The sequence below is a fragment of the Microbacterium stercoris genome (assembly GCF_017592545.1).
Lineage (GTDB): Bacteria > Actinomycetota > Actinomycetes > Actinomycetales > Microbacteriaceae > Microbacterium > Microbacterium stercoris.
The window spans coordinates 387667-413098 of the sequence record NZ_JAGFOA010000003.1 but is presented as its reverse complement, the minus strand read 5'-3'; the positions used below and the strand labels follow the sequence as shown (position 1 = coordinate 413098).

General features: G+C 70.7%; 23 protein-coding genes. 9 read left to right on the top strand and 14 right to left on the bottom strand.

All coding sequences use genetic code 11. The features are described 5' to 3' along the window. Positions 1 to 3 precede the first annotated feature (3 nt). Entirely contained in the window at positions 4 to 1281 is a 1278-nt protein-coding gene (locus tag J5V96_RS09815; protein ID WP_208503257.1) for a DUF4032 domain-containing protein, read from the top strand. Positions 1282 to 1286: 5 nt separating this feature from the next. Here the strand turns inward: J5V96_RS09815 and J5V96_RS09810 are convergent, their stop codons facing one another. Genes J5V96_RS09810 through cysS form a run of 3 tightly spaced genes read right to left on the bottom strand, consistent with a single transcriptional unit; the run spans position 1287 to position 4381 of the window. After that, positions 1287 to 1928, bottom strand: coding sequence for an NAD(P)-dependent oxidoreductase (locus tag J5V96_RS09810; RefSeq protein WP_208503255.1), 642 nt, complete (start codon positions 1926 to 1928; stop codon positions 1287 to 1289). 49 nt (positions 1929 to 1977) lie between these two features. Next, positions 1978 to 2925, bottom strand: a complete 948-nt coding sequence (gene rlmB / locus J5V96_RS09805; RefSeq protein ID WP_208503254.1) for a 23S rRNA (guanosine(2251)-2'-O)-methyltransferase RlmB — start codon at positions 2923 to 2925, stop codon at positions 1978 to 1980. Beyond that, positions 2918 to 4381, bottom strand: coding sequence for a cysteine--tRNA ligase (cysS, locus tag J5V96_RS09800; RefSeq protein WP_208503252.1), 1464 nt, complete (start codon positions 4379 to 4381; stop codon positions 2918 to 2920). Before cysS ends, rlmB begins: the two co-directional genes overlap by 8 nt. 74 nt (positions 4382 to 4455) lie before the next feature. Here cysS and J5V96_RS09795 point away from each other — a divergent pair, with 74 nt between their 5' ends. Then, on the top strand, positions 4456 to 4917 hold the full coding sequence (locus J5V96_RS09795; RefSeq protein ID WP_307793577.1) for a GNAT family N-acetyltransferase: 462 nt from the start codon (positions 4456 to 4458) through the stop codon (positions 4915 to 4917). Positions 4918 to 4997: 80 nt separating this feature from the next. Here the strand turns inward: J5V96_RS09795 and J5V96_RS09790 are convergent, their stop codons facing one another. The 3 genes from J5V96_RS09790 to J5V96_RS09780 form a co-directional block, all read right to left on the bottom strand. Then, positions 4998 to 8507, bottom strand: a complete 3510-nt coding sequence (locus tag J5V96_RS09790; RefSeq protein WP_208503250.1) for an endo-1,4-beta-xylanase — start codon at positions 8505 to 8507, stop codon at positions 4998 to 5000. A gap of 185 nt (positions 8508 to 8692) precedes the next feature. Further along, a complete protein-coding gene (gene ispD / locus J5V96_RS09785) occupies positions 8693 to 9895 on the bottom strand; it encodes a 2-C-methyl-D-erythritol 4-phosphate cytidylyltransferase (protein ID WP_208503248.1) in 1203 nt (400 codons plus the stop codon). Between the two features lie 75 nt (positions 9896 to 9970). Continuing rightward, positions 9971 to 10453, bottom strand: a complete 483-nt coding sequence (locus tag J5V96_RS09780; RefSeq protein WP_208503247.1) for a CarD family transcriptional regulator — start codon at positions 10451 to 10453, stop codon at positions 9971 to 9973. A 168-nt stretch (positions 10454 to 10621) separates the two neighbouring features. Here J5V96_RS09780 and J5V96_RS09775 point away from each other — a divergent pair, with 168 nt between their 5' ends. Further along, entirely contained in the window at positions 10622 to 11167 is a 546-nt protein-coding gene (locus J5V96_RS09775) for a DNA modification methylase (protein ID WP_208503246.1), read from the top strand. An 80-nt stretch (positions 11168 to 11247) separates the two neighbouring features. On the opposite strand, the gene J5V96_RS09770 is transcribed toward J5V96_RS09775, so the two are convergent. Beyond that, complete coding sequence (locus J5V96_RS09770; protein WP_208503244.1) at positions 11248 to 11934, bottom strand: response regulator; 687 nt, start codon at positions 11932 to 11934, stop codon at positions 11248 to 11250. Between the two features lie 13 nt (positions 11935 to 11947). Next, positions 11948 to 13177 carry a sensor histidine kinase gene (locus tag J5V96_RS09765; RefSeq protein WP_208503242.1) on the bottom strand — a complete coding sequence of 410 codons (1230 nt, stop codon included), beginning with the start codon at positions 13175 to 13177 and terminating at the stop codon, positions 11948 to 11950. A 175-nt stretch (positions 13178 to 13352) separates the two neighbouring features. Here J5V96_RS09765 and phoU point away from each other — a divergent pair, with 175 nt between their 5' ends. Then, positions 13353 to 14054 carry a phosphate signaling complex protein PhoU gene (phoU, locus tag J5V96_RS09760; RefSeq protein ID WP_208503240.1) on the top strand — a complete coding sequence of 234 codons (702 nt, stop codon included), beginning with the start codon at positions 13353 to 13355 and terminating at the stop codon, positions 14052 to 14054. Between the two features lie 81 nt (positions 14055 to 14135). On the opposite strand, the gene J5V96_RS09755 is transcribed toward phoU, so the two are convergent. Continuing rightward, positions 14136 to 14882, bottom strand: a complete 747-nt coding sequence (locus J5V96_RS09755; protein WP_208503238.1) for a phosphoglyceromutase — start codon at positions 14880 to 14882, stop codon at positions 14136 to 14138. A gap of 40 nt (positions 14883 to 14922) precedes the next feature. Between J5V96_RS09755 and J5V96_RS09750 the strand changes: the two genes are divergently transcribed. Next, positions 14923 to 15741 (top strand): class I SAM-dependent methyltransferase, encoded by an 819-nt coding sequence (locus J5V96_RS09750; protein WP_208503236.1) that lies wholly within the window; start codon positions 14923 to 14925, stop codon positions 15739 to 15741. Positions 15742 to 15812: 71 nt separating this feature from the next. Then, the gene (locus J5V96_RS09745; protein ID WP_208503234.1) at positions 15813 to 17300 is read left to right on the top strand and encodes a carboxylesterase/lipase family protein; all 1488 of its coding nucleotides are present in this window, start codon (positions 15813 to 15815) and stop codon (positions 17298 to 17300) included. A 73-nt stretch (positions 17301 to 17373) separates the two neighbouring features. Here the strand turns inward: J5V96_RS09745 and J5V96_RS09740 are convergent, their stop codons facing one another. From J5V96_RS09740 to J5V96_RS09720, 5 genes are all read right to left on the bottom strand, one after another. Beyond that, entirely contained in the window at positions 17374 to 18012 is a 639-nt protein-coding gene (locus J5V96_RS09740; protein WP_208503232.1) for a hypothetical protein, read from the bottom strand. A 4-nt stretch (positions 18013 to 18016) separates the two neighbouring features. Further along, positions 18017 to 19123 (bottom strand): FUSC family protein, encoded by a 1107-nt coding sequence (locus J5V96_RS09735; RefSeq protein WP_208503230.1) that lies wholly within the window; start codon positions 19121 to 19123, stop codon positions 18017 to 18019. A 40-nt stretch (positions 19124 to 19163) separates the two neighbouring features. Beyond that, entirely contained in the window at positions 19164 to 20330 is a 1167-nt protein-coding gene (ygfZ, locus tag J5V96_RS09730) for a CAF17-like 4Fe-4S cluster assembly/insertion protein YgfZ (RefSeq protein WP_208503229.1), read from the bottom strand. Beyond that, positions 20330 to 20935: a nitrobindin family protein gene (locus tag J5V96_RS09725; protein WP_208503227.1), complete on the bottom strand. Its 606-nt coding sequence runs from the start codon at positions 20933 to 20935 to the stop codon at positions 20330 to 20332. Before J5V96_RS09725 ends, ygfZ begins: the two co-directional genes overlap by 1 nt. A gap of 192 nt (positions 20936 to 21127) precedes the next feature. Beyond that, on the bottom strand, positions 21128 to 21424 hold the full coding sequence (locus tag J5V96_RS09720; RefSeq protein WP_208503225.1) for a hypothetical protein: 297 nt from the start codon (positions 21422 to 21424) through the stop codon (positions 21128 to 21130). Between the two features lie 76 nt (positions 21425 to 21500). Here J5V96_RS09720 and J5V96_RS09715 point away from each other — a divergent pair, with 76 nt between their 5' ends. The 3 genes from J5V96_RS09715 to J5V96_RS09705 are packed head-to-tail and all read left to right on the top strand — an operon-like array spanning position 21501 to position 25343. Further along, positions 21501 to 22184, top strand: a complete 684-nt coding sequence (locus J5V96_RS09715) for a winged helix-turn-helix transcriptional regulator (protein WP_208503223.1) — start codon at positions 21501 to 21503, stop codon at positions 22182 to 22184. 49 nt (positions 22185 to 22233) lie between these two features. Continuing rightward, positions 22234 to 24402, top strand: coding sequence for an RNA degradosome polyphosphate kinase (locus J5V96_RS09710; RefSeq protein WP_208503220.1), 2169 nt, complete (start codon positions 22234 to 22236; stop codon positions 24400 to 24402). Next, on the top strand, positions 24399 to 25343 hold the full coding sequence (locus J5V96_RS09705; RefSeq protein WP_208503218.1) for an NUDIX hydrolase: 945 nt from the start codon (positions 24399 to 24401) through the stop codon (positions 25341 to 25343). The genes J5V96_RS09710 and J5V96_RS09705 overlap by 4 nt, the downstream gene beginning before the upstream one ends. Positions 25344 to 25432: the final 89 nt, after the last annotated feature.

Here is a 25432-nt window from a genome sequence, read left to right as displayed (position 1 = left end):
CACATGCCCGACTCCCTCCGCATCACCGCCGCCGAGACCGACCCGCAGCTTCTGACGCTGCCGTGGTCGACCCCGCTCGAGGCCTGGCCCGCGAGCGCGATCGTGAAGCTGCCCAAGGGCATCTCCCGCCACATCGTGCGCTTCAGCGAGATGTCGGGGCGCGTCATCGCGGTGAAGGAGACCACCGATGCGATGGCCCAGCGCGAGTACGAGATGCTGGGCGCACTCGCCAAGCTCGATGTGCCCTGCGTCAAGCGCGTCGCCGTCGTCGCGGGCCGCACGGCGCAGGACGGCACTCCCCTGCGCGCGGCCCTCGTCACGGCCCACCTGAGCTTCTCGATGCCGTATCGCGCGCTGTTCACCCACGCGCTTCGGCCCGAGACCGCCACCCGCCTCGTCGACGCTCTCGCGCTGCTGCTCGTGCGCCTGCACAACGTGGGCTTCTACTGGGGCGACGTGTCGCTCTCGAACACGCTCTTCCGCCGCGATGCCGGATCCTTCGCCGCCTACCTCGTCGACGCCGAGACGGGCGAGCTGCACGAGGGTGGACTCAGCGAGGGCCAGCGCGATCACGACCTCGACCTCGCGCGCACGAACATCGCGGGCGAGCTGCTGGATCTCGCGGCCCACGGCCGGGTGGAGGGGGTGGACCCGGTGGCGGTCGCCGACGGGATCGTCGCCGCCTACCGGTCGCTGTGGGGCGCCCTGCACGACGAGCAGACGTTCTCCTCGCGCGAGGCGTGGCGTATCACCGAACGCGTGCGCCTGCTCAACGACCTGGGCTTCGACATCGACGAGATGTCGATCGAGACCGAGGGCGGCGGAAGCCGCGTCTCGATCCAGCCGAAGGTCGTGGACGCGGGACACCACGCCCGCCGGCTCATCCGGCTCACGGGTCTGGACGTCGAGGAGAACCAGGCCCGTCGTCTGCTCAACGACCTCGACGAGTTCCGGCTCCACACGGGCCGCTCGGAGGACGAGGAGGAGCTCGCCGCACACGAGTGGCTCACGCAGGCGTTCGAGCCCGTGGTGCGCGCCATCCCCTACGAGCTGCGTGCGAAGCTCGAGCCCGCCGAGGTGTACCACGAGGTGCTCGAGCACCGCTGGTTCCTGCAGGAGCAGCGCGACGCATCCGTGCCGCTGGCCGAGGTGCTGAGCAGCTACATGGGCAACGTGCTGCGCCACCGACGCGACGAGGCCACGATCATGGGGCCCCTCACCGAGACGATCACCGCGCCGCTGCCGCAGTCACCCGAGGTCGACTGGCGCGATCTGGTCTGACGGCGTCAGTAGCCGACGGTGAAGCGCGTGCGGTGGTGCTTCGGCGTCTCGATCTCGTCGACCACCGCGATCGCGAAGTCGGCGCCGGAGAGCATGGAGGCGCCGTTCTCGTCGGTCACCAGGATGTCGCCGCCGGTGCGGTAGCGCCCCGTGCGCTCGCCCGGCGCGAAGGCTCCGAACCCCGCCGCCGGGTGCACGAAGAACCAGTCGACCGACGCCGGGGTCGCTTCGAGGTCTTCGAGCACGCCGATCATCTCGAACGCCTCGGGCTTGAACTCGTCGGGGAAGCCCCCCGCGTCGATGAGACGCGGGCCGCCCTCGGCCACGAGGCTGCCGCCGGCGCCGCCGATGACGCCCAGGCGCACGCCCTCAGGCACCTCCGCGGCCAGCTCGGCGAGCGACGGGCGCACCTGACCCTCCATGTCACCGCGCGGCGCGACGCACGAGACGATCGTCTGCACGCCCTCGAGCTCCTTCAGGAGCCCGGGGACATCGAGCAGAGAGCCCTCGATGTACGTGACGCCCGGAACGCGCTCCGTGGGCACCTTGCGGGCCACCGAGACGACGGTGTGGCCGCGCTTGGCCGCCTCCTGCACGATGTGGCCTCCGGCGTAGCCGGTGCCTCCGATGACGGCGATGCGTGCCATGGTCTGCCTTTCCTCGGACGGTGCCGCGGGAGCGCGGTCAGCTCGCAGATTACTCTGCGGACTGGCGCAGCGTCGCGATCTGGTAGAGCGCGACCGAGGCCGCGATGCCGGCGTTGAGCGACTCGGTGGCCGCGGAGATCGGGATCGAGACGATCTGGTCGCAGTTCTCGGTCACCAGGCGCGAGAGCCCCTTGCCCTCGGAGCCGACGACCACAACGACCGGTCGGTCGGCGAGCTCGAGAGCCGGGAGCGAGACGTCGCCGCCGCCGTCCAGGCCGAGCACGAACACACCCTGCTTCTTGAAGTCCTTCAGCATGGCGGTGAGGTTCGTGGCCATGGCGACGGGGATGCGCGCCGCGGCGCCCGCGCTGGTCTTCCACGCGCCCGAGTTCATGCCCGCCGAGCGACGCTGCGGGATGATCACGCCGTGGCCGCCGAACGCGGCGGTCGAGCGGATGATCGCCCCCAGGTTGCGCGCATCGGTCACGCCGTCGAGCGCGACGAACAGCGGCGTCTTGCCCTGGTCGATGACCTGCTCGAGCAGGTCGTGCGGGTGGGCGTACTCGTACGGCGGCACCTTGAGCGCGACGCCCTGGTGCACGCCGTCGAAGCCGGCCATGCGGTCGAGCTCGGGACGGGTGACCTCGAGCACGGGGATCTCGCGGTTCTTGGCGATGACGAGCATCTCCTTGACGCGGTCATCCATCTCCACACGCTGCGCGATGTAGAACGCGATCGCGGGGATCTTCGTGCGCAGCGCCTCGAGCACCGAGTTGCGGCCGGTCACGAACTCGATGTCGTCGCCGCCCTTCGCGCGCGGGGCGCGAGAGGGGCGCTGCGACTGGCCGCGCTTGGCGGCGAGGCGCTCGGCGGCCTGCTTGCGCTTGTGCGCGACGTGGTACGTGCGGTCTTCGGCCTTGGGGGTCGGTCCCTTGCCCGAGAGGGCCTTGCGACCGTGTCCGCCGGTGCCCTTCTGGGGGCCCTTCTTGCTAGCCATTGATGCTCCAAACAGTTCCGTCTGCGGTGTCTTCGAGGACGACTCCGGCGGTCGCGAACAGGTCGCGGATCCGGTCGGCACTCGCCCAGTCCTTGGATGCGCGCGCCTCGGCGCGCTGCGAGATGAGCTCCTCGACGAGGGCCGCGAGCGCGGCGCGGGGCCCGCCGTCTGCGGCCGGCTCGTCGGCGAAGTCGAGGCCCAGCACGGCCACCATCGCGGAGACCGCATGGAAGGCGCGCTCTGCCGTGGCGTTGTCGCGTTCGTCGAGCGCGACGTTTCCGCGCCGCACCCAGTCATGCACGACGGCGAGCGCCTGGGGCACGCCGAGGTCGTCGTCCATCGCGTCGGCGAAGGCATCGGGAAGCGCGCCCTCCGCGGCGGCGAGCTGCAGGTCCTGGGCGTGCGCCCCGAGAGGATGGTGATCGGGCATGGCGTCGTGCTCTGCCCGCAGGCGGTCGTTCCCGGGCACAACGCGCGCGGCGCGCTCGAGGAAGCCCGTGATGCGCCCGAGGGCGGCGGCCGCCTCGTCGAGGGCGCCCTCGGAGACGTCGAGGTTCGAGCGGTAGTGCGCGGCGGCGAGCGCATAGCGCACGACCGGACCGGGGCGCTGGGCGAGCAGGTCATGGGCGAGCACGAAGTTGCCGAGCGACTTCGACATCTTCTGACCCTCGACGGTCACGAGCCCGTTGTGCACCCAGAAGCTCGCGAAGTCGAAGCCCGCGGCCGTCGACTGAGCGAGCTCGTTCTCATGATGCGGGAAGCGCAGGTCGAGACCGCCGCCGTGGATGTCGAAGGCGTCGCCGAGGTAGCGACGCGACATCGCCGAGCACTCGATGTGCCATCCCGGGCGACCGGCGCCCCACGGCGACTCCCACGTGGCGGAGGCGGGCTCATCCGGCTTGGCGCCCTTCCACAGCGCGAAGTCGCGGGGGTCCCGCTTGCCGCGCGGATCGGCATCCGCGGCCGGCTCCATGGCGTCGACCGACTGGTTGGTGAGCGCGCCGTACGACGACCACGAGCGCACATCGAAGTACACGTCGCCGGCGGCCGCATAGGCGTGGCCGCGCTCGATCAGACGCTGGATGATCTCCTGCATCTGCGGGATGGACGCCGTGGCGCGGGGTTCGTAGGTGGGCGCCTCGATGCCGATCTTCTCGTACGCCGTCGTGAACTCGCGCTCGATGCGGTACGCCAGCGCCCACCAGGGCTCCTCGGGCGTCGCATTGGCGAGCGTCTTGTCATCGATGTCGGTGACGTTGCGCACGAAGGTGACTGGGCCGACGCGGTGCGTCAGCCAGCGTCGCAGCAGGTCGAAGGCGAGCGCGCCCCGCAGGTGCCCGATGTGCGGGCCCGACTGCACGGTGGGACCGCACACGTACATCGACACCGCTCCGGGCACGAGGGGCACGAAGTCGCGCAGCGTCTGCGCGCGGGAGTCGTAGAGGCGTACGGTCACCTCCCCAGCCTATGGGGCGACGTCTGAGGAAACCCCTGTCATGACGCGGTTATCGGGCACGAGAGAATGCCGAGGTGAGCATCGAGATCCGGATCGACGACCTGACGGGCGCGCAGACGCGTGCGCTCGTCGCCCACCACCACGCGCAGATGCACGCGGACTCCCCGCCCGAGAGCACGCACGCCCTCGACATCGACGCGCTGCGGGCGCCGGAGATCACGCTGTGGAGCGCCTGGATCGGCGGCGAGGTCGCGGGCATCGCCGCGCTGCGCCAGATCGACGCGTCGCGGGGCGAGCTGAAGTCGTTCCGCACCGCCGAGGCGCACCTCGGCCGCGGCGTCGCCCGTGCCCTGCTGCGCCGGATCATCACGGAGGCGGAGACACTCGGCCTGGACTCGCTCTGGCTCGAGACGGGCAGCGGCGACGCGTTCGATCCGGCGAGGTCGCTCTATTCCAGCGAGGGATTCGTCGAGTGCGAGGCCTTCCCGCCCTACCGCCCCGATCCGCTGTCGACGTTTATGACCCGCGCCGTCTGATCCGGACCGTCTGACCGGAGCTGACACCAACGGCGGACCGCCCCGCACGGGACGGCCCGCCGTTCGGCGTCCGGGGAGGATCAGGCCGGCTGAGCCGCCTCGCGACGCCGGCGCGCAGCGACCAGCAGGGCGGTGCCCGCCAGCAGCGCTGCCGCACCGAGCATCGAGTACAGCAGCACACCCTCCGACCCGGTGGCGGCAAGGGCGCCGATCGTGATGGCGATGCGGGCGGTGGAGGCGGAGCCGATCAGGACGATCGAGTGCGCACCCGCCGGGGCGTCGGCCGGGACGGTGACGACGGCGGTCAGCGTGCCGTCGGCCGCGGCCGTGACGACGTCCAGCACGACGGGCGTGGAGTGCAGCTCGATGCGCACCTTCTCGCCCGGCACGAAGCCCGCGCCGGAGACCGTGATCTCGTCGCCCGGGTTCACCGTGGTGTCGCTGACCTTCACCACCGCCTTGCCGTGGCCGTGGCCGTGACCGTTCCCGTTCCCGTTCCCGTTCCCATTCCCGTTGCCGTTGCCGTTGCCGTTGCCGTTCCCGTTGCCGGGAGCATCCGCGGCGACGAGCTCGCCGACGCCCCAGTGAGCGGTCGACTGGTAGCCGGCGCCGGTCGGGTCGGCCCAGTTGCGGATGCCGGTGCGAGCGCCCGCGGTGCCGTCGTTGACCTGGAAGTCCAGACCGTGGAACGTGCCCAGGCCGCCGAACTCGAGGAGCGAGATCGCCGCCTCGACGACGTAGCCGCCCTCGACCGCGGCGGTCGCCGACGTGAGCCGCGCCTGCTGAGCGGCCTGGTCGCCGGTTCCGAACGAGGTCACGTTCTCCGCCGAGATGCGGATCTGCATGTCGTCGGCCCGGTAGGCGCCGTTCTTGGCGTTGCCGCCGTCGACGTAGATCTCGACCGAGTCCTGGATCCACGGGTCGCTGCCCGAGACGTCGACCGTCGGGTCGGCCACCTCGGCGAGCACGTAGAGCGTGTCGCCCTTCCAGAGCGTGCGCACGTCGGCGGTCGCGCCACCCGTGCCCTCGACCTGCTTGGTGGTAGTGACGACGTTCGCGGCCTCCCAGAGCTTGTTGTCGATCGCGCCGTCGATGGCCGGGGCCTTCGCCGTCTCCGGGATCTCGACGAAGGACAGCGGCTCGATCAGCGTGAGCGCGCCGAGCGATCCGGGCGAGTTCCACGATCCGCCACTCACGATGCGCGCGTCGAAGTCGAGCACGTCCTTCTCGCCGGCGTCGCCGAGCGGCACCTCGGCAGCCAGGCGCAGACCCTCGGAGGTCAGGTCGGCAGCCACCGGGATGTCTCCGGTGCCGTCGCCCGCGACCGTATAGGTCTGGTCGCCCAGCTGCAGCTCCACGGTGGTGTCTGCCGTGCCACCGGGCACATCCACCCGCACGGAGAGCGTGCCCGCCGACCACAGGGCCCGGAACGACGATCCCTCGCCGAGATCGTTCGCCGGCACGCGCGACCACTCGTCCGCCTCGGGGTCGAGCGCCACCTCGGTGCCGAACACGTTCGCGGCACGCAGCGTGGCCGGCAGTTCGCCGCCGGCCGCGCCGAAGTACGCCGGCTTGGCCTGGAAGGAATCGTCGAACAGGAGCGGGGCGCCGCTGTCGACGCGCCAGCTGCGGCCGTCGGTGAGGCCCCAGACCGTGACCGAGAACAGCTCGTGCTCACGGAAGGCGGCGAAGGCGTCCCGGAAGTAGTAGCCCTGGTCGATGAGCTTCGCCTCGGTCACGGGGGTGCCCGTTGTGACGTCGAACTCGGTGACCGCCTGCTCGAGACCGTAGCCGGCGAAGCGGTCGAGAGCGCCGTCGAGCGCCGAGACCGGCAGCGCGAGGCTCACATGGAACTGGTGGCCCACGCCATCAAGCGGCACACCACGTGCGATGAGGCGCTCGACGAGCGCGGCGTAGCGATCCTGCTTGCCGTCCTGCTCGGTGTTGTAGTCGTTGATGAAGAGCTTCACCGGGCGCTCGACGCCGGCGTCCGCGTTGCGGACGTTGAACGCCTCCTCCGCGTACTCGAAGGCGAGATCGATGAACTCCTCGCCCAGGATGCGGAACCACTCGCTGCGGCGCAGGCCATCGGCGTTCTCGGCCCCGTCCGCGACGACCTCGTTGACGACGTCGAACGCCGTGAGCGGGTTGGTCTCGGAGCCGAACGCGCCGTACTCCGAGGCGATCCAGTCGGCGACCGCGTCGATGTGCGTCTTCATGCGGTCGCGCAGCACCTGCTTGCTCGCCTCGTCGGTGCCGAGCGGGCTGCCCGATGCGTCTTGGAAGAACCACTCCGGAGTCTGGCTGTGCCACACGAGCACATGCCCGTAGAGGTCGAGGTCGTTCTCCTGCGCGTAGTCCAGCAGGGCCACCGCATCCGCGTGCGGCGCGAAGTCGCGGTTCGCGTCGTACCAGGCCTCGGGCTTCATGTGGTTCTCGGGCGTGATCTGCGTGAAGTGCTTGAGCAGCAGCTCGGAGGCGGATCCGGTCGTCTCCCGCGAGTCGATCGCCACACCCAGGTTGGTGTCGCCCATCGTCCCCGCGAGCGACGGCAGGTCCTCGACCGTGGCGGGCGACGGAACCGAGACCACGATGTCGTCGACCAGGAACGGGTTCGTGTTGCCCCCGTTGTACTCCGTCTCGAAGTACAGCTGCGCCGCTTCGGCGTCGGTGCCCGGGAAGGTGGCCGTGTACTCGGTCCAGCCCGTGCCCGTGACCGCCTCGAACGTCGTCAGGTTCTTGTAGGTCGTGGTGCCGTCGTTCGTCTCGGCGAGCGAGAGCACGATGCTGTCGGTCGGCTGTCCGTCGGCGAACCGCAGGGCAACCGAGATCTCGAACGTCGTCTCGGCCGGCAGCAGACCCGTCACGTCGTGGAGCAGGCCGGCGCCGTCGTTGGCGCGGTCGGACACGAGAGCCGCCTGCGCGCCTCCGTGGGCGACCTCGCTGAGCGTGACCGTGGGCGCGCCCTGACCGGCGTCGCGCGGGCCCCATCCGTCGAGGCCGTCCTCGAAGTCGGTGTCGATCACCACGGATCCCGGGGGCAGGCTTCCGGACGGAGGCGGCGTGACCGTGCCGGAGTCCGCCGTGATCACGAGGTCGTCGAGCAGGTAGGTGTACTCGGTGAGCCCGGCGATGTCGCCCGTGCCGATGTAGACCTGACCGTCCTCGGTCGGGGTGTACTCGGCCGTGAGGGTGGTCCACTCCGTCGCGGTGACGGTCGCATTGCCGCCCCACGAATAGGCGGGCTTGAGCACAAAACGTGCCTGCGTATCGGGAGTGCCCTCGGCGAGCTTCACCTTGATCGACAGCTGGTACGTGCTGCCGGCCTTCAGCGCCGCCGCAGCGGACTGGATGCCGGTGTAGTCGCTCGCGCGGCCGGCGACCTGGAGAGCCTTGCCGCCCGGGACGTCGACGTAGCTGAGCACGGCGTCACCCGATTGGCTCCAGCTGCCGAGCGAGCCGTCGTCGAAATCTATGGTCTCCACGACGGGCGCGCCCGCGGCCGGTGCGGCCGCGACGATGCCGGTGAGGACGAGTCCGAGGGAGCCGGTGACGGCCCCCAATGCTGTGAACAGGCGCGACCTGCGCATGGCGCTCCTTTGCGCTGCGGGAATGTTGCCACCGCGACCATATTCGTCGGCATGCCCGGTTGCCTAGCAGAGAACGATCGTTCCGAGAAGAAACCTTTTCGATACCTGTTTCCGCGGACCACCGCGCCCTCGAAGCCGCCGGTGGGTGAGACGAGAGCCCCGAATCCGCCGCGCTGACCGCCGACTCAGACGGGCCGGATGAACGCCACGGCGAAGGCCTGCACACCCTCGCCGGCACCGGTGAAACCGAGCCCGTCGGTCGTCGTCGCGGCCACCGAGACGGGGGCTCCGCCCAGCGCGGCCGACAGCACCGCTTCCGCCTCCGCGCGACGCGGCGCGAACTTCGGCCGATTCGACTGCACCTGCACGGCGACGTTCACGATGTCGAAGCCGGCCTCGCCGAGCAGCGCCCGGGTGTGCGCGAGGAAGACCTCGGCGTGGGCGCCCGCGTACTCGGGACGAGCGGTGCCGAAGTGCGTGCCGATGTCACCGAGGCCCGCCGCCGACAGCAGCGCATCGACGATCGCATGGGACACGGCATCGCCGTCGGAGTGGCCCGACAGGGCCGCCTCCCCCGGCCACTCGATGCCCGCGAGCCAGAGGACGCCTCCCTCGCCGAAGGCATGCACGTCGGTGCCGACGCCGACTCGCGGCATCAGCCCCCGATCCGGGAGGGCCCCTCCGGACACCGGCGCGACCGGGGCGGCGAGCGACCGCGCTCGGTCGAGGTCGGCCGGCGTGGTGATCTTGAACGACAGCGCGTCGCCCTCGACCAGCGCCACGCGATGCCCCGCCGCGGCGACGAGCGCCGCATCGTCGGTGAACTCCTCGCGGGCGACGGCGTACGACGTCTCGAGCACATCGCGGCGGAAGCCCTGCGGCGTCTGCGCGGCCGCGAGCTGCGAGCGGTCGACCGCCTCGACGATCTCCTGCCCGTCCACGCGCTTGATGGTGTCGATCACCGGCAGCCCGGGGATGACGCCCCAGCCGGTGCGGTCGACCGCCTCGATGACCCGCTCGAAGACGACGGCGGGGGTCAGGGCGCGAGCCGCATCGTGCACGAGCACCACCTCGACCGAGGGCCACAGCCTCGCAAGGCCCGCTGCCACCGACGCCTGCCGGGTCTCGCCGCCCGTCACCACGGAGACGAGGTCGACGCGACTGCCCGCCGCCTCTCGGGCATCGGTGAGTGCCTCGCCCTCGCGCCCTGCCGGGGCCACGACAACGACCTGCGCCTCGGGGGCGGCGAAGACCGCGCGCAGGCTGTGACGGAGGATCGTGTGCGCCCCGAGGCCCACAAAGGCCTTCGGCGCATCCTGCCCGAGACGAGTGCCGGATCCGGCGGCGACGACGATGACCGCGACGCGCGGCGTGGGGGTGACAGTCACGCCTGCAACGCTACCCGCGGGAAAGGGAACGGCCCCGATCCTGCAGCAGGATCGGGGCCGTCGAAAACGCGACTGTCAGGACGCGAGGACCTCGTCGAGAACCGACGCGGCCTTCTCCTCGTCCGTCTTCTCTGCGAGCGCGAGCTCGGAGATCAGGATCTGACGGGCCTTCGCGAGCATGCGCTTCTCACCGGCCGAGAGACCGCGATCCTGGTCACGACGCCACAGATCGCGGACGACCTCGCTGACCTTGATCACGTCGCCCGAGGCGAGCTTCTCGAGGTTCGCCTTGTAGCGACGCGACCAGTTGGTCGGCTCCTCGGTGAAGGGGGCACGCAGGACCTCGAAGACCTTGTCGAGACCCTCCTGGCCGATGACGTCGCGGACGCCGACGAGGTCGACGTTCTCTGCAGGGACCTCGATGACCAGGTCGCCCTGCGTGACGTTCAGCTTGAGGTAGATCTTCTCCTCGCCCTTGATGACACGGGTCTTGACTTCGGTGATCGTCGCGGCCCCGTGGTGGGGGTAGACGACGGTCTCGCCAACCTCAAAAAGCATAGAAAAGTATCCTTTCGGCGACTTCAATGCTACCACAGCCGGGTATGCACTAAGGTTCGCGGGCACCCGAGTGCGGGAGCGACACGCGCCTTCGGGCGTCTTCGCGGAACCCCCTAGAATGGCAGGCAGGGCCCGCACCTGCGCGGGACCGCTCGACCTGGAGGTTCCGTGAACTCCCGTATTCTCGCGTCTCTCGCGCTCGGCGCCACCGCCGCCCTCGCCCTGACCGGCTGCGCCGGCATCACCCACCAGGCCACGACGATCCCGTACTCGCCGTCGGACGGCGTCAACGTGGAGGCGCCGGAGAGCGGCGCCGCGCCGATCATCGTGCGCAACGCGGTGATCATCGCCGACGCCCACGGAACCGACGGCAACCTCGCGGCCGCGGTCGTGAACACCTCCGACGAAGACGCCGAGCTGAGCCTCGAGTGGGGCGACGGCCAGACCGCGACGCTCGACCTGGAGGCCGGCGAGGCGCTCAGCCTGGGCGCCGGCTCGCAGGACCCGATCCTTCTCGAGGGCATCAACTCCGAGGCCGGCAGCACGCTGCCCGTGTACTTCCAGTCGGGCGACGTCGAGGGCGTCCTCGCCGAGGTGCCGGTGCTGAACGGCTGCCTCGCCCACTTCAAGGACCTCGTGCCCGGCGGCTACGACGAGGCCGACTGCGAGCACCTCGCCCCGGTCGAGGGCGACGAGGAGGAGGGCGGCCACTGAGCCCCTCCCCCGCTGACGCGAGAGAAGGCCCCGAGGATTCCGATCCCCGGGGCCTTCTCCATGCCGTCGACGGCAGCCGGTCAGCCCTCGAAGCGGTAGCCCAGACCGCGCACCGTGACGAGCATCACCGGCTCGGACGGCGTCAGCTCGATACGCGAGCGGATGCGCTTGATGTGCACGTCGAGCGTCTTCGTGTCGCCGAAGTAGTCGGATCCCCAGACGCGGTCGATCAGCTGCCCGCGGGTGAGCACACGGCCCGCGTTGCGCATCAGCACCTCGAGCAGTTCGAACTCCTTGAGCGGCATGTTGATCTGCTGGCCGTCCACGGCCACGGTGTGCCGGTCGACATCGAGCGTCACGCGCCCGCCCTCGAGGATGCGTTCGTCGAGCTCGGCTTCCGCATCCGCCGTTCGGCGCAGCACGGCGCGCATGCGCGCCAGCAGCTCACGCGCCGAGTAGGGCTTGGTGACGTAGTCGTCCGCGCCGAGCTCGAGGCCCACCACGATGTCGACCTCAGAGTCCTTGGCGGTGAGCATGATGATCGGCACCGACGAGGTCGCGCGCACCTGGCGGCAGATCTCCGTGCCCGGCATTCCCGGCAGCATGAGGTCGAGCAGGATCAGATCCGCTCCTCGCTCACGGAAGGCGCCGAGGGCCGCAGGGCCGTCCTCGGCGATCTCCACCTCGTATCCCTCTCGGCGCAGCAGGTAGGCGAGGGGTTCGGCGAGGTCGGGCTCATCCTCGACCAGGAGCACACGCGTTGTCATTCGCGGCCTTTCTTCACTTCTTCGCTCTCGCGGCGGGGATCTCCGCGGGATTCTGCTTCTTGATCTTCTTGAGCTTGTCTGCGCGGGCCTTCGCCGCCTTGGCATCTGGGGACTCGAGCGCGGGCGGGTCGCTCAACGGCAGGCGCACGGTGAACGTCGAGCCGCGGTGCGGCTGCGACCACAGCTTGATCTCGCCGCCGTGGCGCGAGACCGCGTGCTTGACGATCGACAGACCGAGGCCGGATCCGCCCGTGCGTCGCGAGCGCGCCTGATCCGCCCGGTAGAAGCGCTCGAAGACACGCTGCTGGTCGGCCTCGGTGATGCCGATGCCCTGGTCGGTGACCGCGATCTCGACGACGTCGCCCGACCTGTGCACGCCGATGCCCACGTGCGAACCGCGGGGCGAGTAGGCGATCGCGTTGGCGACGAGGTTGCCGATCGCCTCCTTCAGGATCTGCTGATCACCGCGCACGTAGAGCCCGCGGTCGCCACCGCGCGTCAGTTCCACGCCGGCCGACTCGGCCTGCACGACGTGGGCTTCGACCGCGGAGGTGACCACCTCGTCGATGGCCACGTGACCGACCGAGGTGAGCTCCTCGGCGGCCTGCAGGCGCGAGAGGTTCATGATGCGGCCCGTGAGCGTGCCGAGGCGCTCCGCCTCGGCCGACAGGCGCGGGGTGAAGGCGCGCACCTGCGCCGCGTCGTCCGCGGCCATCTCGATCGCCTCCGCGAGCAGCATGATCGCGCCCACGGGCGTCTTCAGCTCGTGGCTGGTGTTGGCGATGAAGTCGTGGCGCATCTCCTCGAGACGCTCCTGCTCGGTGAGGTCGCGCAGCAGCAGCAGCGTGTGACGCGCGCTGACGCGGGTGGCGCGTGCGGCGACCAGACGCGACTCCGACGACATCCCGCCGCGCTGCAGGCGCAGGTTCTCGGTCTCCGTGGAACCGGATCGCGCGGCGCGCACCAGCTCGCGCAGGCCCTCCTGCGGCAGGGTCGCCTGCGGCTCGATGCCGAGCCACGCGGCGGTCGGCGATGTGGCGACCACCAGACCGGACGCGTCCACGAGCGCGGCCGGGTCGTCCATCGCGTCGAGCACCTGCGTGATCCCGGCCGGGACGAGGCCGGCGCGCTCGCGCTCTGCACGCTCGCGCGCACGGATCGCGACGAACACGATCACACACACACCGGTGCCGATGAGCACACCGAGGAGGAGGGAGAGCAGCGCGAGCTGCGTGGGCGCCATGTGCCCAGCGTAAAGTCACAGCAATGCCGGGATTGACGGATCCCTGTGAGGACGGGGGTGCGCCGAGCACTGTTCCCCGTCGCTTCACCATCCGTTAACCAACGGACATGAGAATCACGAAGAGCGTGCCCGCGGACGATCTGCCGCGATCCGCGACACCGACGAAAGGTCCACGATGCGCGATATCTTCCACCAGGCTCTCGAGGACGTGCAGGCGCGCGTCATCGAGATCAGCGAGCTGGTCACCGTCTCGATCGACAAGGCCACGCGCGCCTTCGGGAAGGGCGACGTGGCGCTGGCCGAGGAGGTCATCGCCGACGACAAGAAGATCGACGAGCTCACCCGCTCGCTCGACGAGCAGGCCATCCAGCTGCTCGCGATGCAGCAGCCGGTCGCGCGCGACCTGCGTGTGGTGGTCACGGCGCTTCGCGTCACCGCCTCGCTCGAGCGGATGGGCGACATGGCCGAGCACATCGCCCAGCTGGCCCGCACCCGCTACCCCGAGCGCGCCATCCCGAAGGGCCTCAAGGACACCTTCAAGCGCATGGGCGAGCTGGATGTCGAGATCGCTCGCGAGCTGACGAAGCTGCTGGCCGCGCCGACCGCCGAGACGGCGCTGCCGATCGCCGACGCCATCCGCAACAGCGACGACGACGTCGACGAGCTGCACGCCGGAGTCTTCGAGAAGGTGCTCAGCGACACCTTCCAGGGCGACTCGGGCGCCGTCATCGACGCCACGCTCGCCAGCCGCTACCACGAGCGCTTCGCCGACCACGCGGTCTCCATCGCGAAGAAGACGGTGTACCTGCACACCGGCGCCTGGGATGCCGATGCCGCGCTCGACGCGCGCATCCACGCCGAGGCTCCCCCCGTCTGAGTCGCGCCCGCCGCGCACGACGGAAGGCGCCTCCCGGACGGATCCGGGAGGCGCCTTCGTCGTGGAGGCCTGAGCCTCGGGTTACTTCTTGGCGCCCTGGCTGGCCACGGCGGCGGCACCGGCGGCGGCGGCCTCCGGGTCGAGGTAGCGGCCGGGGCCCAGGGGCTTCATGTCGTCGTCGAGCTCGTAGACGAGGGGGATGCCCGTGGGGATGTTGAGGTTCGCGATGTCCTCGTCGGAGATGCCGTCGAGGTGCTTCACGAGCGCGCGCAGCGAGTTGCCGTGCGCCGTGACGAGCACGGTCTTGCCCGCCTGGAGGTCGGGGACGATCTCCGACTCCCAATAGGGCAGCATGCGGTCGATGACGATCTTCAGCGACTCGGTGCCGGGGATCTCGCCGTCGATGCCCACGTAGCGGGGGTCATCGGTCTGCGCGTACTCGTCGGCCGGGTCGATCACGGGCGGCGGCACGTCGAACGAGCGGCGCCACTCCATGAACTTCTCCTCGCCGAACTCGGCCAGGGTCTGCGCCTTGTCCTTGCCCTGCAGGGCGCCGTAGTGACGCTCGTTGAGGCGCCACGAGCGCTTCACGGGGATCCACAGGCGGTCGGCCGCGTCGAGCGCGAGGTTGGCGGTCTGGATGGCGCGGCTGAGCACCGACGTGTGGAGCACGTCGGGCAGCACGCCCTGCTCCTTGAGCAGCTCGCCGCCGCGGGCGGCCTCGGCGCGGCCGAGCTCGGTGAGTCGGACATCGACCCACCCGGTGAACAGGTTCAGCTCGTTCCACTCGCTCTGGCCGTGGCGGAGCAGGATCAGGGTGTGTGCCATGCGCACCAGCCTACCGAGCCGCGCACGACACAATGGAGTCATGCCAGCGCACGAGGGTCACGCCACCCGCGGCACCACCGGCACGAACCGCCTGCGCCGCGTCGATCGGTGGATCGCTCACCTGCCCGAGTTCCGGCGCGCGGCGGATCCGCTCGTCGTCGACCTCGGGTACGGCGCGAACGGCGTGACCACGCTCGAGCTGGAGGCCCGCCTGCGCCGGGTGCGTCCGGATGTCGAGCTGCGCGGGCTCGAGATCGATCCGGACCGGGTCGCACGCGCCAACGAGCAGCTGGCCGAGACCCGCGCGGGACGGACGACGTTCGCGCGCGACGCGCGGGTGTCGTTCGCGCGCGGCGGGTTCGAGGTGCCTCTGCCGAGCGGGCGGCGGCCGGCGGTGATCCGGGCCTTCAACGTGCTGCGGCAGTACGACGAGGAGGCCGTGGCGGGGGCGTGGGGCCGGATGACCGCGCGCCTGGCACCCGGGGGCGTGCTCGTGGAGGGCACCTGCGACGAGATCGGCCGCGTGTGCAGCTGGGTCGATGTCGCCGCCTCCGGCGAGCCCCTGCGCCTCACGATCTCGCTGCGACTGGCCGACCTCGAGCGCCCGAGCATCGTGGCCGAGCGCCTGCCGAAGGCGCTCATCCACCGCAATGTGCCGGGCGAGCGCATCCACGACCTGCTCGTCGCCCTCGACCGGGAGTGGGACCGCGCCGCTCCCCTGGGCACCTTCGGCGCCACCCAGCGCTGGATGGCCGCGGTCGCCGCGCTCCGCGCGTCCGGCATGCCCGTGCAGGGAGGCAAGGCCCGATGGCGTCTCGGCGAGCTCACCGTGCCGTGGGAGACGGTGCGGCCGCTCTAGCCTCGCCATCCGCCCTTCCGCTGCGGTGGCTGCGAGACTCGATCCTGACGCCCCTGGACGAGAGGACGCCGATGGCGACAGAAGTGGGATCTCCGATCGTCGCGATCGAGGCCGGGCGGGTGCGCGGTGTGTGGCGCGGCGACCCGGGAGCAGCGGATCGATCGGCCGCCTTCCTCGGGATCCCCTTCGCGCAGCCGCCCGTGGGCGCCCTGCGCTTCGGCGCACCGGTGCCGCCCGAGCCGTGGGAGGGCATCCGCGACGCCGTCGAACACGGCGCCACGGCTCAGCGCGGCGACCCCGGCAAGACCCTCATCCCCGAGCCGTCCATTCCCGGCAGGTCGACCCTCAACGTCGACGTCTTCACACCGGCCCCCGGCGATCCGGATGCCGGCCTGCCGGTGGTCGCCTGGATCCACGGCGGTGCCTTCATCAGCGGATCGCCCGCCTCGCCCTGGTACGACGGGCGCGCGTTCAATCGCGACGGCGTCGTGACGGTGAGCATCTCGTATCGCCTCGGCTTCGACGGCTTCGGGCACGTGCCCGGTGCGCCGTCCAACCGCGGCGTGCGCGACTGGCTGGCGGCGCTGGAGTGGATCCAGCGCAACATCGCCGCGTTCGGCGGGGACCCCGCCCGCGTGACCCTCGCCGGCCAGTCGGCCGGCGGCGGGGCGGTGCTGACGCTGCTCGGCATGCCCGCGGCGCAGCATCTCTTCTCGTCAGCGTGGGCGATGTCGGCCGCCCTCTCCGATCTGACGCAGCACGACGCGGAGCGCACGTCCCGCCGTCTCGCCCAGCTGGCCGGCGTGCCGCACACCCGCGAGGGATTCGCCTCGCTCACGGAGCGTCAGATCCGCGATCAGCAGCAGGTCGCCGCCCGACCGGAGACTCGCGACCGGCTGGCTGCCCTCCGGGCCACCCTGCAGGGCGCTCTGCGCATCGGCCCCGTGATCGACGGCGACCTGCTCACCCGCCCGACGATCGCGTCGATCGCCGCGGGTGTCGGCGCCGACAAGCCCCTGGTGATCGGATCCACCGACGACGAGTTCACCTTCGTCACCGACTCGTACGAGAAGCGGGTGCGCCTCATCCCGTCGGCCCTCGCGCTCGCCGTCGTAGGGATGCCCCTGCGTCGCCTGCGCATGTACCTCGCCGACAATCGGCCGCAGCGGCGCCTCGGTCCCGCCGCCCTGCTCGGCCACTACGCGAGCGACATGATCTTCCGCTCGACCGTGGTGCGGGTCGCGAAGGCGCGGGCGGCGGCTCCCACCTGGGTGTATCGCTTCTCGTGGCCCTCTCCCGCACGTCGCTGGGCGCTGCACTGCCTCGATGTGCCTTTCTGGTTCGACTGCCTCGCCGAAGCGCACGTGCCTGCGCTCGCGGGCGACCACCCGCCACAGCGCCTCGCCGACGCGCTGCACGGCGCCGCAGTGGCCCAGGCGGTGGCACACGACCCCGGTTGGGCGGCCTGGTCGGCGGCGCCGGGCACCACCCGGGTCTTCGACGCCGAGGGCCCCGACGTGCTTCCCGACGGCTACCGCAACGTGCGCGCCCTGGTCTGAGTTCGCCGGCCGAGGGAGTTCTGACCTTCGAGGAAGACCGGCGCTGCCTCTTCGAGACTCGTGACTTCCTGAGTCAACGTGCGCTGCCGGTGGCGGCGTGAAGGAGACCTTCAGCGTTCGCCATTCTCAGATAGCGAGCGAAGTCCTCGTCGCCGATGTCGCCGACAGCAACGCCGTAGGGATTCTCCTCGGTCGCTCGGTGCTTCTCCCAGCCGATGTGGCCGATCAGCACGTCCGCGAGCAGGTCCGACGGACCATAGATCTTGAATCCATCCACGATCTCGCCGTCACGGGACTCGAGCACGATTCCCAGCGCCATGCCCTTCCCGACAAGCGACGTGAACAGGCGGTAGCCGACCTCCTCAACCGCCAGCAGCTCACCCCGGAAGTTCCCGAAGACTTCCGCCCAGTCCTCGGCCAGTGACGGCGGCCAGCCCTCCGCAGACGGCGGCCAATCCTCTCTGTCGAACGCTGCCGGAGAGACGAGGCCGGTGACCGTCGCAGGGTCCGTGATCAGAAGGAGCTTCCAGACGTCGTCTTCTACGACGTCGTCATCCATCTCGTAGTCGGACCGCGGGATGAGGCTCACCGGAACTTCGTACGCGAGAAAACGCTGCTTGAGCAGGTCCACGAGCCCGTCAGCAGCGGCTGGCCTCGGCGGATCAGCCCGCCATGCATCGACAAGCTGCTCGAGCGTGGGAGAGTCACTCATCGCATCAGATGCGCGGGATGACCGCGCGGGCCTCCGCGGGCGACATGCCGGTGGCGATGAGGAGATCCACGACCATCGGCCGCAGGGCCGACAGCAGGGCGTGCTGTCCGAGCGGGGCGCCCGGCAGAAGAGCGGCCGGATCGAGACGCTGGGCGATGGCACGCACGGCATCGCGCGCCGCCGGGCGCTGCGCCGGGTCGTCGATCGATGCGCCGACCAGCGCGGCGGCCGCGGCGATGTCGGCGAGCGTGTCGGCCACCACAGGCAGCGGCTGGCGGTCATCGGTCAGGTAGACCACCCGCCGCGCGACCACACGCAGGCTTCGGGTGACCAGGTCCATCTGGTTCAGGATCAGCGCGTGGCGCTCGAGCTCCGCTCGTCGCCCCTGCAGGAACGGCGAGACACGCGCGATCGACCTGCCCGACTCGAGCGAGTCGCGCCACACGGTGCCGACGGCCTCGAGCGCCCGGGCCTTCTCGAGGCCGCTCTCGGCCCGGAGCCGGTCACCCCGACGCAGCGCCGCCACCAGCCGTGCCGCCGCGGCGTCGAACGCCGCGAAGTACGCCTTCGCGTCGCGCACGGCGTGCGCCTGCGGATCGCGCGGCAGCAGTGCGGTCACCAGCACCGCCAGCACCCCGCCCGCGATGCCGTCGAGCAGGCGGGTGAACGGGATCTGGCTCGCCGGCAGCACCATGGCGATCGTGGCCTGGATGGCGGCGGCGATCGCGAAACCGGGCGTGGGAGACAGGAACCGCGCCACCAGCAGCGTCACCCCCAGCGCGACGGCGAGCTGCCACGTGCCGGTGCCCGTGAGCAGGCGCAGCGCCTCCGCGACGAGGATCCCCGTCAGCATGCCGATCACCGTCTCGACCACCCGCAGGGGTCGGGCGTCGCGCGCGAGCCCGAGGCTCGAGATCGCCACCGTGATCGCGATCAGGGGCGCGGCGTGCCCGAGCACGTGCACCCCGATCAGGTACGCGACGGTGGCCGCCACCACGATCTGCGCGACGGGCACCCAGGAGTCGCGCAGGCGCTCGAGCCCCGGGCGCGGCGAGAAGCGGCTGCGCCAGCCGACGTCGACGGCCTGCGTGATCGGCTGCGAATCGGTCATCCGCTGATCATCCCCCGGATCCGGATCCGTCGGATCCCGATCAGACGGCCGGATCCGGCGCGGCCGGCTCCTGGCGCACGGGTCGGCGCGACAGGCGCGTCAGACGAGGCACCTCGGCCGTGGCACCGGCGTCCGCCGGCACGATGACCTCCTGCGCTGCGGCGACCCGCGACTCGCCGAAGCGGATCTCCAGGGTCGCATCCGCGGGCACCCGACGGGCGAGCACGGCGAGCGCGACGGGGCCGAGCTCGTGGTGCCGCACGATGGTGGTGACGTGGCCGACCTCGGACGGCTCGCCCTCGCCGGTCGCATCGACCACGAGCGCCCCCGGCTCGGGCAGCACGCTGTCGCTGCCGTCGAGGTGAAGCAGCGTCAGGCGGCGCGGCGGGTGGCCCAGGTTGTGCACCTTGGCGACGGTCTCCTGCCCGCGATAACAGCCCTTGTTCAGGTGCACGGCGGTGCGCAGCCAGTCGTATTCGTGCGGAATGGCGCGGTCATCGATCTCGCGCGCCCAGCGCGGACGCCAGGCGGCCACACGCAGCGCCTCGACCGCGAGCAGTCCGGCGAGTTCGGCGCCTGCGAGCTGGGGCAGCGCGGCGCGCTCGACGATCGCCTCGACCCATGCGTAGTCGGCCCCGGGGTGCGACGCCGTCGCGGCGTACTGCCAGCCGCCCGCGGTCACGCTCCGCCACGGATCCGCCCAGACAAGCGGCATCCCGTCGGGCACCCGCTCGGTCGCGTGCGGGCGATGAGCCACCTGCGCGACCAGGCGCTCGGCGGATCCGTGCTCGAAGAACCCGAGCACGGCCAGGTCATCGCGCACCGCCACCGTCACCTGCGAGCGGAAGCGCATCATCGTGAGCCACTTCGCGAGCCCCGCGGCATCGCCGGCGTCGGCGATCAGCCAGACCGAGGCGCCGTCCTCGAAGACCGCCGCGACGTGCTCGACGCGGCCGTGCGGATCCAGCACCAGCAGCTCGGTGGAGTCGCCCGGCTGCAGGTTCGCGACGAACTGCGAGGTGATCGAATCGAGCCAGGAGAGGCGATCCGGACCGGACACCTCGATCACGGCGCGGTCGTCGCGGGGGGCGATGGCTTCGCCCCGCTCCAGGCGGCGCTGCTCGCGCACCGGGTCGCCGAAGTGGGCGATGCCGTCGTCGCCGAGCACGGCGCCCGGCCGATCGGCGAAGAACGGCCGGTCGCTCATCAGGAGACCTTCGCCAGGCGGGCCGACGCGTGCGAGCCGAGCTCGCGCCCGAGCGCCGCGATGTCCCAGGCCCACAGCAGATGCCCGTCGACCAGGCCGTAGATGCGGGTGGCGGCGGCGTAGTGCCGCGCGTTCGCTGTGCGCACCACGGCATCGGTCGCGATGTCGACGCGCGGCCCCTTGACCTGACCGAGGTACAGCTCGCTGACCCCGTCGGAATGCACGAGCGAGACCTCGACGTCGAAGCCCTCGTCGGCGTTGCGCAGCAGCTCGACGTCGTCGGCCGTGCGCGCGATCTCGTCGCCGAGTCCGGGCAGCAGACCGGGGCCGGGCTCGGAGGCGAGGGACGGACGCGCGAGGCGCCAGAAGCCGGTCTCGGAGTTGAGGCGGCGGGAGGGCGCGCCGTCAACCGACGCCGTGTAGGCGGTGGCCGAGTAGTTCAGGAACGGCCCGCCGTCATGGCTGAAGCTGACGCGGTGGGTGAACTCGCCCTCGTAGTGCGTGTCGCCGACGTGATAGTCGATCACGCCCGTGCCCTCCCACACGCCGAGGAGCCACGCCAGCGGCACCAGATCGGCGGGGAGGTCGGTCGGCAGCTCGATCATGCCGCGACCCTCAGCGCTGGCCGCGGAAGAGGTTCCAGACGACCGCGCCCGAGATGAAGGCGATGGCCAGCGACGCGAGGCCCAGCAGCCCCACGAAGAAGAGTTCGAGCGCGACGAGATCCATACCCATGTGGCGAGTCTATCGCGGGCGGGGACGCGCCCGGCGGTGCGGGTCGTTCGACGTCGAGCGACTCAGACGGGGACGGCGGTGACCGAGGTCAGCATCGAGATGAGCGCCACGATCCCGAGGACCGTGATGCCGCCGAGCGCGGCGATGCTCACGCGGAAGATGAACCCTTCCGCCCGGCCGTCGACGAGATGCGCGACGAACGCGCAGATCACCGTCGCGCCGCCCGCGAGGCCGAACCACAGCGACCGCAGCTCGACCGGCACGAGCACCGCGATCGCGATGGCCACGAGCAGCGCGAAGGCCGATGTGGCCACGATCGCCGTGAACCGGCGGCGCGGGGCGAGCTCAGGGATCGTCATGGGCACATTGTCCCTGTCGGAGCGCGATCCCGGCAAACCCTATGATGGGGCCATCGCGTCAGCCCGGAAGGACTGCATGGCACAGCTGCTTGTTCTGAGCTCCGCCCCCGGCGGAGGGCCCGTCCTGCCCGCGCTCGAACTGCTGAGCCACCGCGTGCGTCAGATCCCCGCCGAGCCCGCCCAGCTCGTCAACGCGCCGAGCGCGGATGTCGTCTTCGTCGACGCGCGAGGCGATCTCGTCGCCGCGAAGTCGCTCTGCAAGATCCTGAACACAACCGGTCTCGACTCGCCGCTCATCGCGATCGTCACCGAGGGCGGCCTGACCGCCGTGTCGAGCGACTGGGGCATCGACGACGTCATTCTCGCGACCGCGGGCCCTGCCGAACTCGACGCGCGCGTGCGTCTCGCGGTCGGCCGCCGCTCGACCGAGCAGGTGAGCACGCGGATCCAGACCTCCGGGGTCACCATCGACGAGTCGTCCTACTCCGCGAAGGTGCACGGCCGGCCGCTCGATCTCACCTACAAGGAGTTCCAGCTGCTGCACTTCTTCGCGACGCACCCCTCGCGGGTGTTCACCCGCGAGCAGCTGCTGAGCGAGGTGTGGGGATACGACTACTTCGGCGGCACCCGGACGGTCGACGTGCACGTGCGGCGCCTGCGCGCCAAGCTCGGCGACCTCGAGCAGCTGATCGGCACCGTGCGCAACGTCGGCTACCGGTTCAACGTCTACGAGGATGAGCAGGCCCCGGCCGACGCGTGACGCGCATCCGGTTAACGTGCGCGTCACCGGCGAATGGCAGGATGGCCGCATGATCGACTCCGCCATCGTGGACTCCGGCATCAGCGACGCCGAGGACGACGACTTCGATGATGCCGTCGAAGCGCCCGACGCCCAGCTGCCCGAGAACCGCTACCTCGACCGTGAGCTGAGCTGGCTCGCGTTCAACCAGCGTGTGCTGGAGCTGGCGGAGGATCCGAAGACCCCGCTGCTGGAGCGCGCCAACTTCCTCGCCATCTTCGCGAGCAACCTCGACGAGTTCTTCATGGTGCGGGTGGCCGGCCTCAAGCGCCGCATCGTGACCGGTCTCGCGGTGCCGACCAACGTCGGCACCTCGCCGTCCGAAGCGCTGGCCGCGATCTCCGCCGCGGCGCACGCGCTGCAGGTGCGCCACGCCACCGCATGGAGCGAGAGCGTGCGCCCGGCACTGTCCGAGGCCGGCATCGAGGTGGTCGGATGGGACGACCTCGACGACACCGAGCGCTCGGGCATGTACGACTACTTCCAGGCGAAGGTGTTCCCGATCCTGATGCCGCTCGCGGTCGATCCGGCTCACCCCTTCCCCTACATCTCGGGACTGTCGCTGAATCTCGCGATCCGGATCCGCAACGCGCGCACGGGCCGCCAGGAGTTCGCGCGCCTGAAGGTGCCGCAGATGATGCCGCGCTTCGTCGCGGTGCCGGGAGACGGCACACGCACGCGGTTCCTGCCGCTGGAGGAGCTCATCGCCCAGCACCTGGACGACCTCTTCCCGGGCATGCAGATCCTGGATCACCACACCTTCCGCCTCACGCGCAACGAGGACATGGTGATCGAGGAGGACGAGACCGAGAACCTCATCCAGGCGCTCGAGGCCGAGCTGCTGCGCCGCCGGTTCGGCCCGCCGATCCGCCTCGAGATCGGCGAGGACATGGATGCGGTGACGCTCGACCTCCTCATCAAGGAGCTCGACATCACCGAGCAGGAGGTCTACCGCGTGCCGGGGCTGCTCGACCTGCGCGCCCTGTTCGAGGTGGCGGGCATCCGGCGGCCCGAGCTGCGCTACGCACCGCACGTGCCCACGACCGCGCTGGCGTTCCAGCCGGTCGACCAGGAGTCTCGCGCCGACATCTTCGCGGCCATCCGCAAGTCCGACGTGCTCGTGCACCACCCGTACGAGTCGTTCGCGACCTCGGTGCAGGCGTTCCTGGAGCAGGCCGCCCGCGACCCGCACGTGCTGGCGATCAAGCAGACCCTGTACCGCACCTCGGGCGACAGCCCCATCGTGGAGGCGCTGATCGACGCGGCCGAGTCCGGCAAGCAGGTGCTCGCCCTGGTCGAGATCAAGGCGCGCTTCGACGAGGCCAACAACATCGTCTGGGCGCGCAAGCTCGAGAAGGCGGGCGTGCACGTCGTCTACGGCCTCGTCGGCCTCAAGACGCACAGCAAGCTGACGCTCGTCATCCGCGAGGAGAAGGACGAGCTGCGCACCTACAGCCACGTCGGCACCGGCAACTACAACCCCAAGACGTCGCGCCTCTACGAGGACCTCAGCCTCTTCACCGCCGACGCGCAGGTGGGCCGCGACCTCACCCGCCTGTTCAACGAGCTGTCGGGCTACGCGATCGAGAAGAAGTTCAAGCGCCTGCTCGTCGCTCCCCTCCACCTGCGCAAGGGCCTGCTGCGGCTCATCGACCGCGAGGCGCAGAACGCCCTCGACGGCAAGGGCGGCCACGTGCGCATCAAGGTCAACTCGATGGTCGACGAGCAGATCATCGACGCCCTGTACCGCGCAAGCGCGGCGGGCGCGAAGGTCGACGTCTGGGTGCGCGGCATCTGCTCGCTGCGCACCGACCTGCCGGGCGTGAGCGACAACATCACGGTGCGCTCCATTCTCGGGCGCTACCTGGAGCACTCGCGCATCTTCGCCTTCGGCAACGGCGGCGAGCCGGAGGTCTACATCGGCTCGGCCGACATGATGCACCGCAACCTCGACCGGCGTGTCGAGGCCCTGGTGCGGGTGACCTCCGCCAAGCACGTGAGCGAGCTGCTCGCGCTGTTCGATCTGGCCATGGACGAGCGGGTCGCATCCTGGCACCTGGGCGAGGGCGGCGTGTGGACGCGCCACAGCGTCGATGAGCACGGCAAGCCGCTCATCGACCTGCAGGATCGCCGGATGTCGAGCGTGAAGCGTCGCAGGCAGGCGCGCGCGATCCGATGAAGGCGGATCTGGCTGTCTACGCCGCGGGCGGCGTCGTCTGGCGCGTCACGGCGCAGGGCGGGCTGCGGGTGCTGCTGATCCATCGCACCAAGTACCGCGACATCACCCTGCCCAAGGGCAAGGTGGAGCCCGGCGAGATGCTCGCCGAGACCGCCGTGCGGGAGATCTTCGAGGAGACCGGCATCCGCACAGCGCTCGGGCCGCAGCTCGGGATCTCGCGCTACCACCTGCCCAGCGGCAAGCAGAAGATCGTGCACTACTGGTCGGCCCCCGCGACCGACCAAGCGATCCGCGAGAGCGCGTTCGTTCCGAACGACGAGATCTCGGGCCTCGAATGGGTCAGCCTCAAGAAGGCGCACACACGCCTGAGCTACCCCGTCGACATCGAGATCCTGGAGCACTTCGAGAAGCTCGTCGAAGACGGCGTGCTGCACACCTTCCCGGTCATCGCCCTGCGTCATGGCAAGGCCGTCCCCCGCGACGACTGGAAGGGCCGCGACATGCTGCGCCCGCTGCACCCGCGAGGCAAGGCGCAGGCGAAATCGGTCGTGGGCGCCCTGCGCGCGTTCGGCGTGCGACGCATCGTCTCCTCGACCGCGGTGCGGTGCCTGCAGACCGTCGCGCCGCTGGCGGACGCGCTCGGCACCCGCGTGCGCGAGACCGACCTCCTCAGCCAGGACGCCTGGGAGGACGGCACCTCCGACGTGCGCGCCGTGGTCGGGCGCCGCGTGCGCGCAGGCAAGCCCGCGGTGCTGTGCAGCCACGGGCCGGTGCTGCCCGAGATCCTCGAGGAGCTCGCGCTCGCCACCGGCACCCTGCGCGGGTCGTACCTCTCGGACGCCGCCGCGCTCGAGCCCGGCGCCTTCAGCGTTGTGCACATCTCGGCGACGAATCCCGGATCCGGCATCGTCGCGATCGAGACCCACGCCCCGAAGCTCTGATCCGGCCGTTCTCGGCTCTCGCTCAGCAAGCCCGGAATCCGCGCGAAATGCGCGGTATTCCGGGCTTTATGCGTGATCGAGACAGGGCG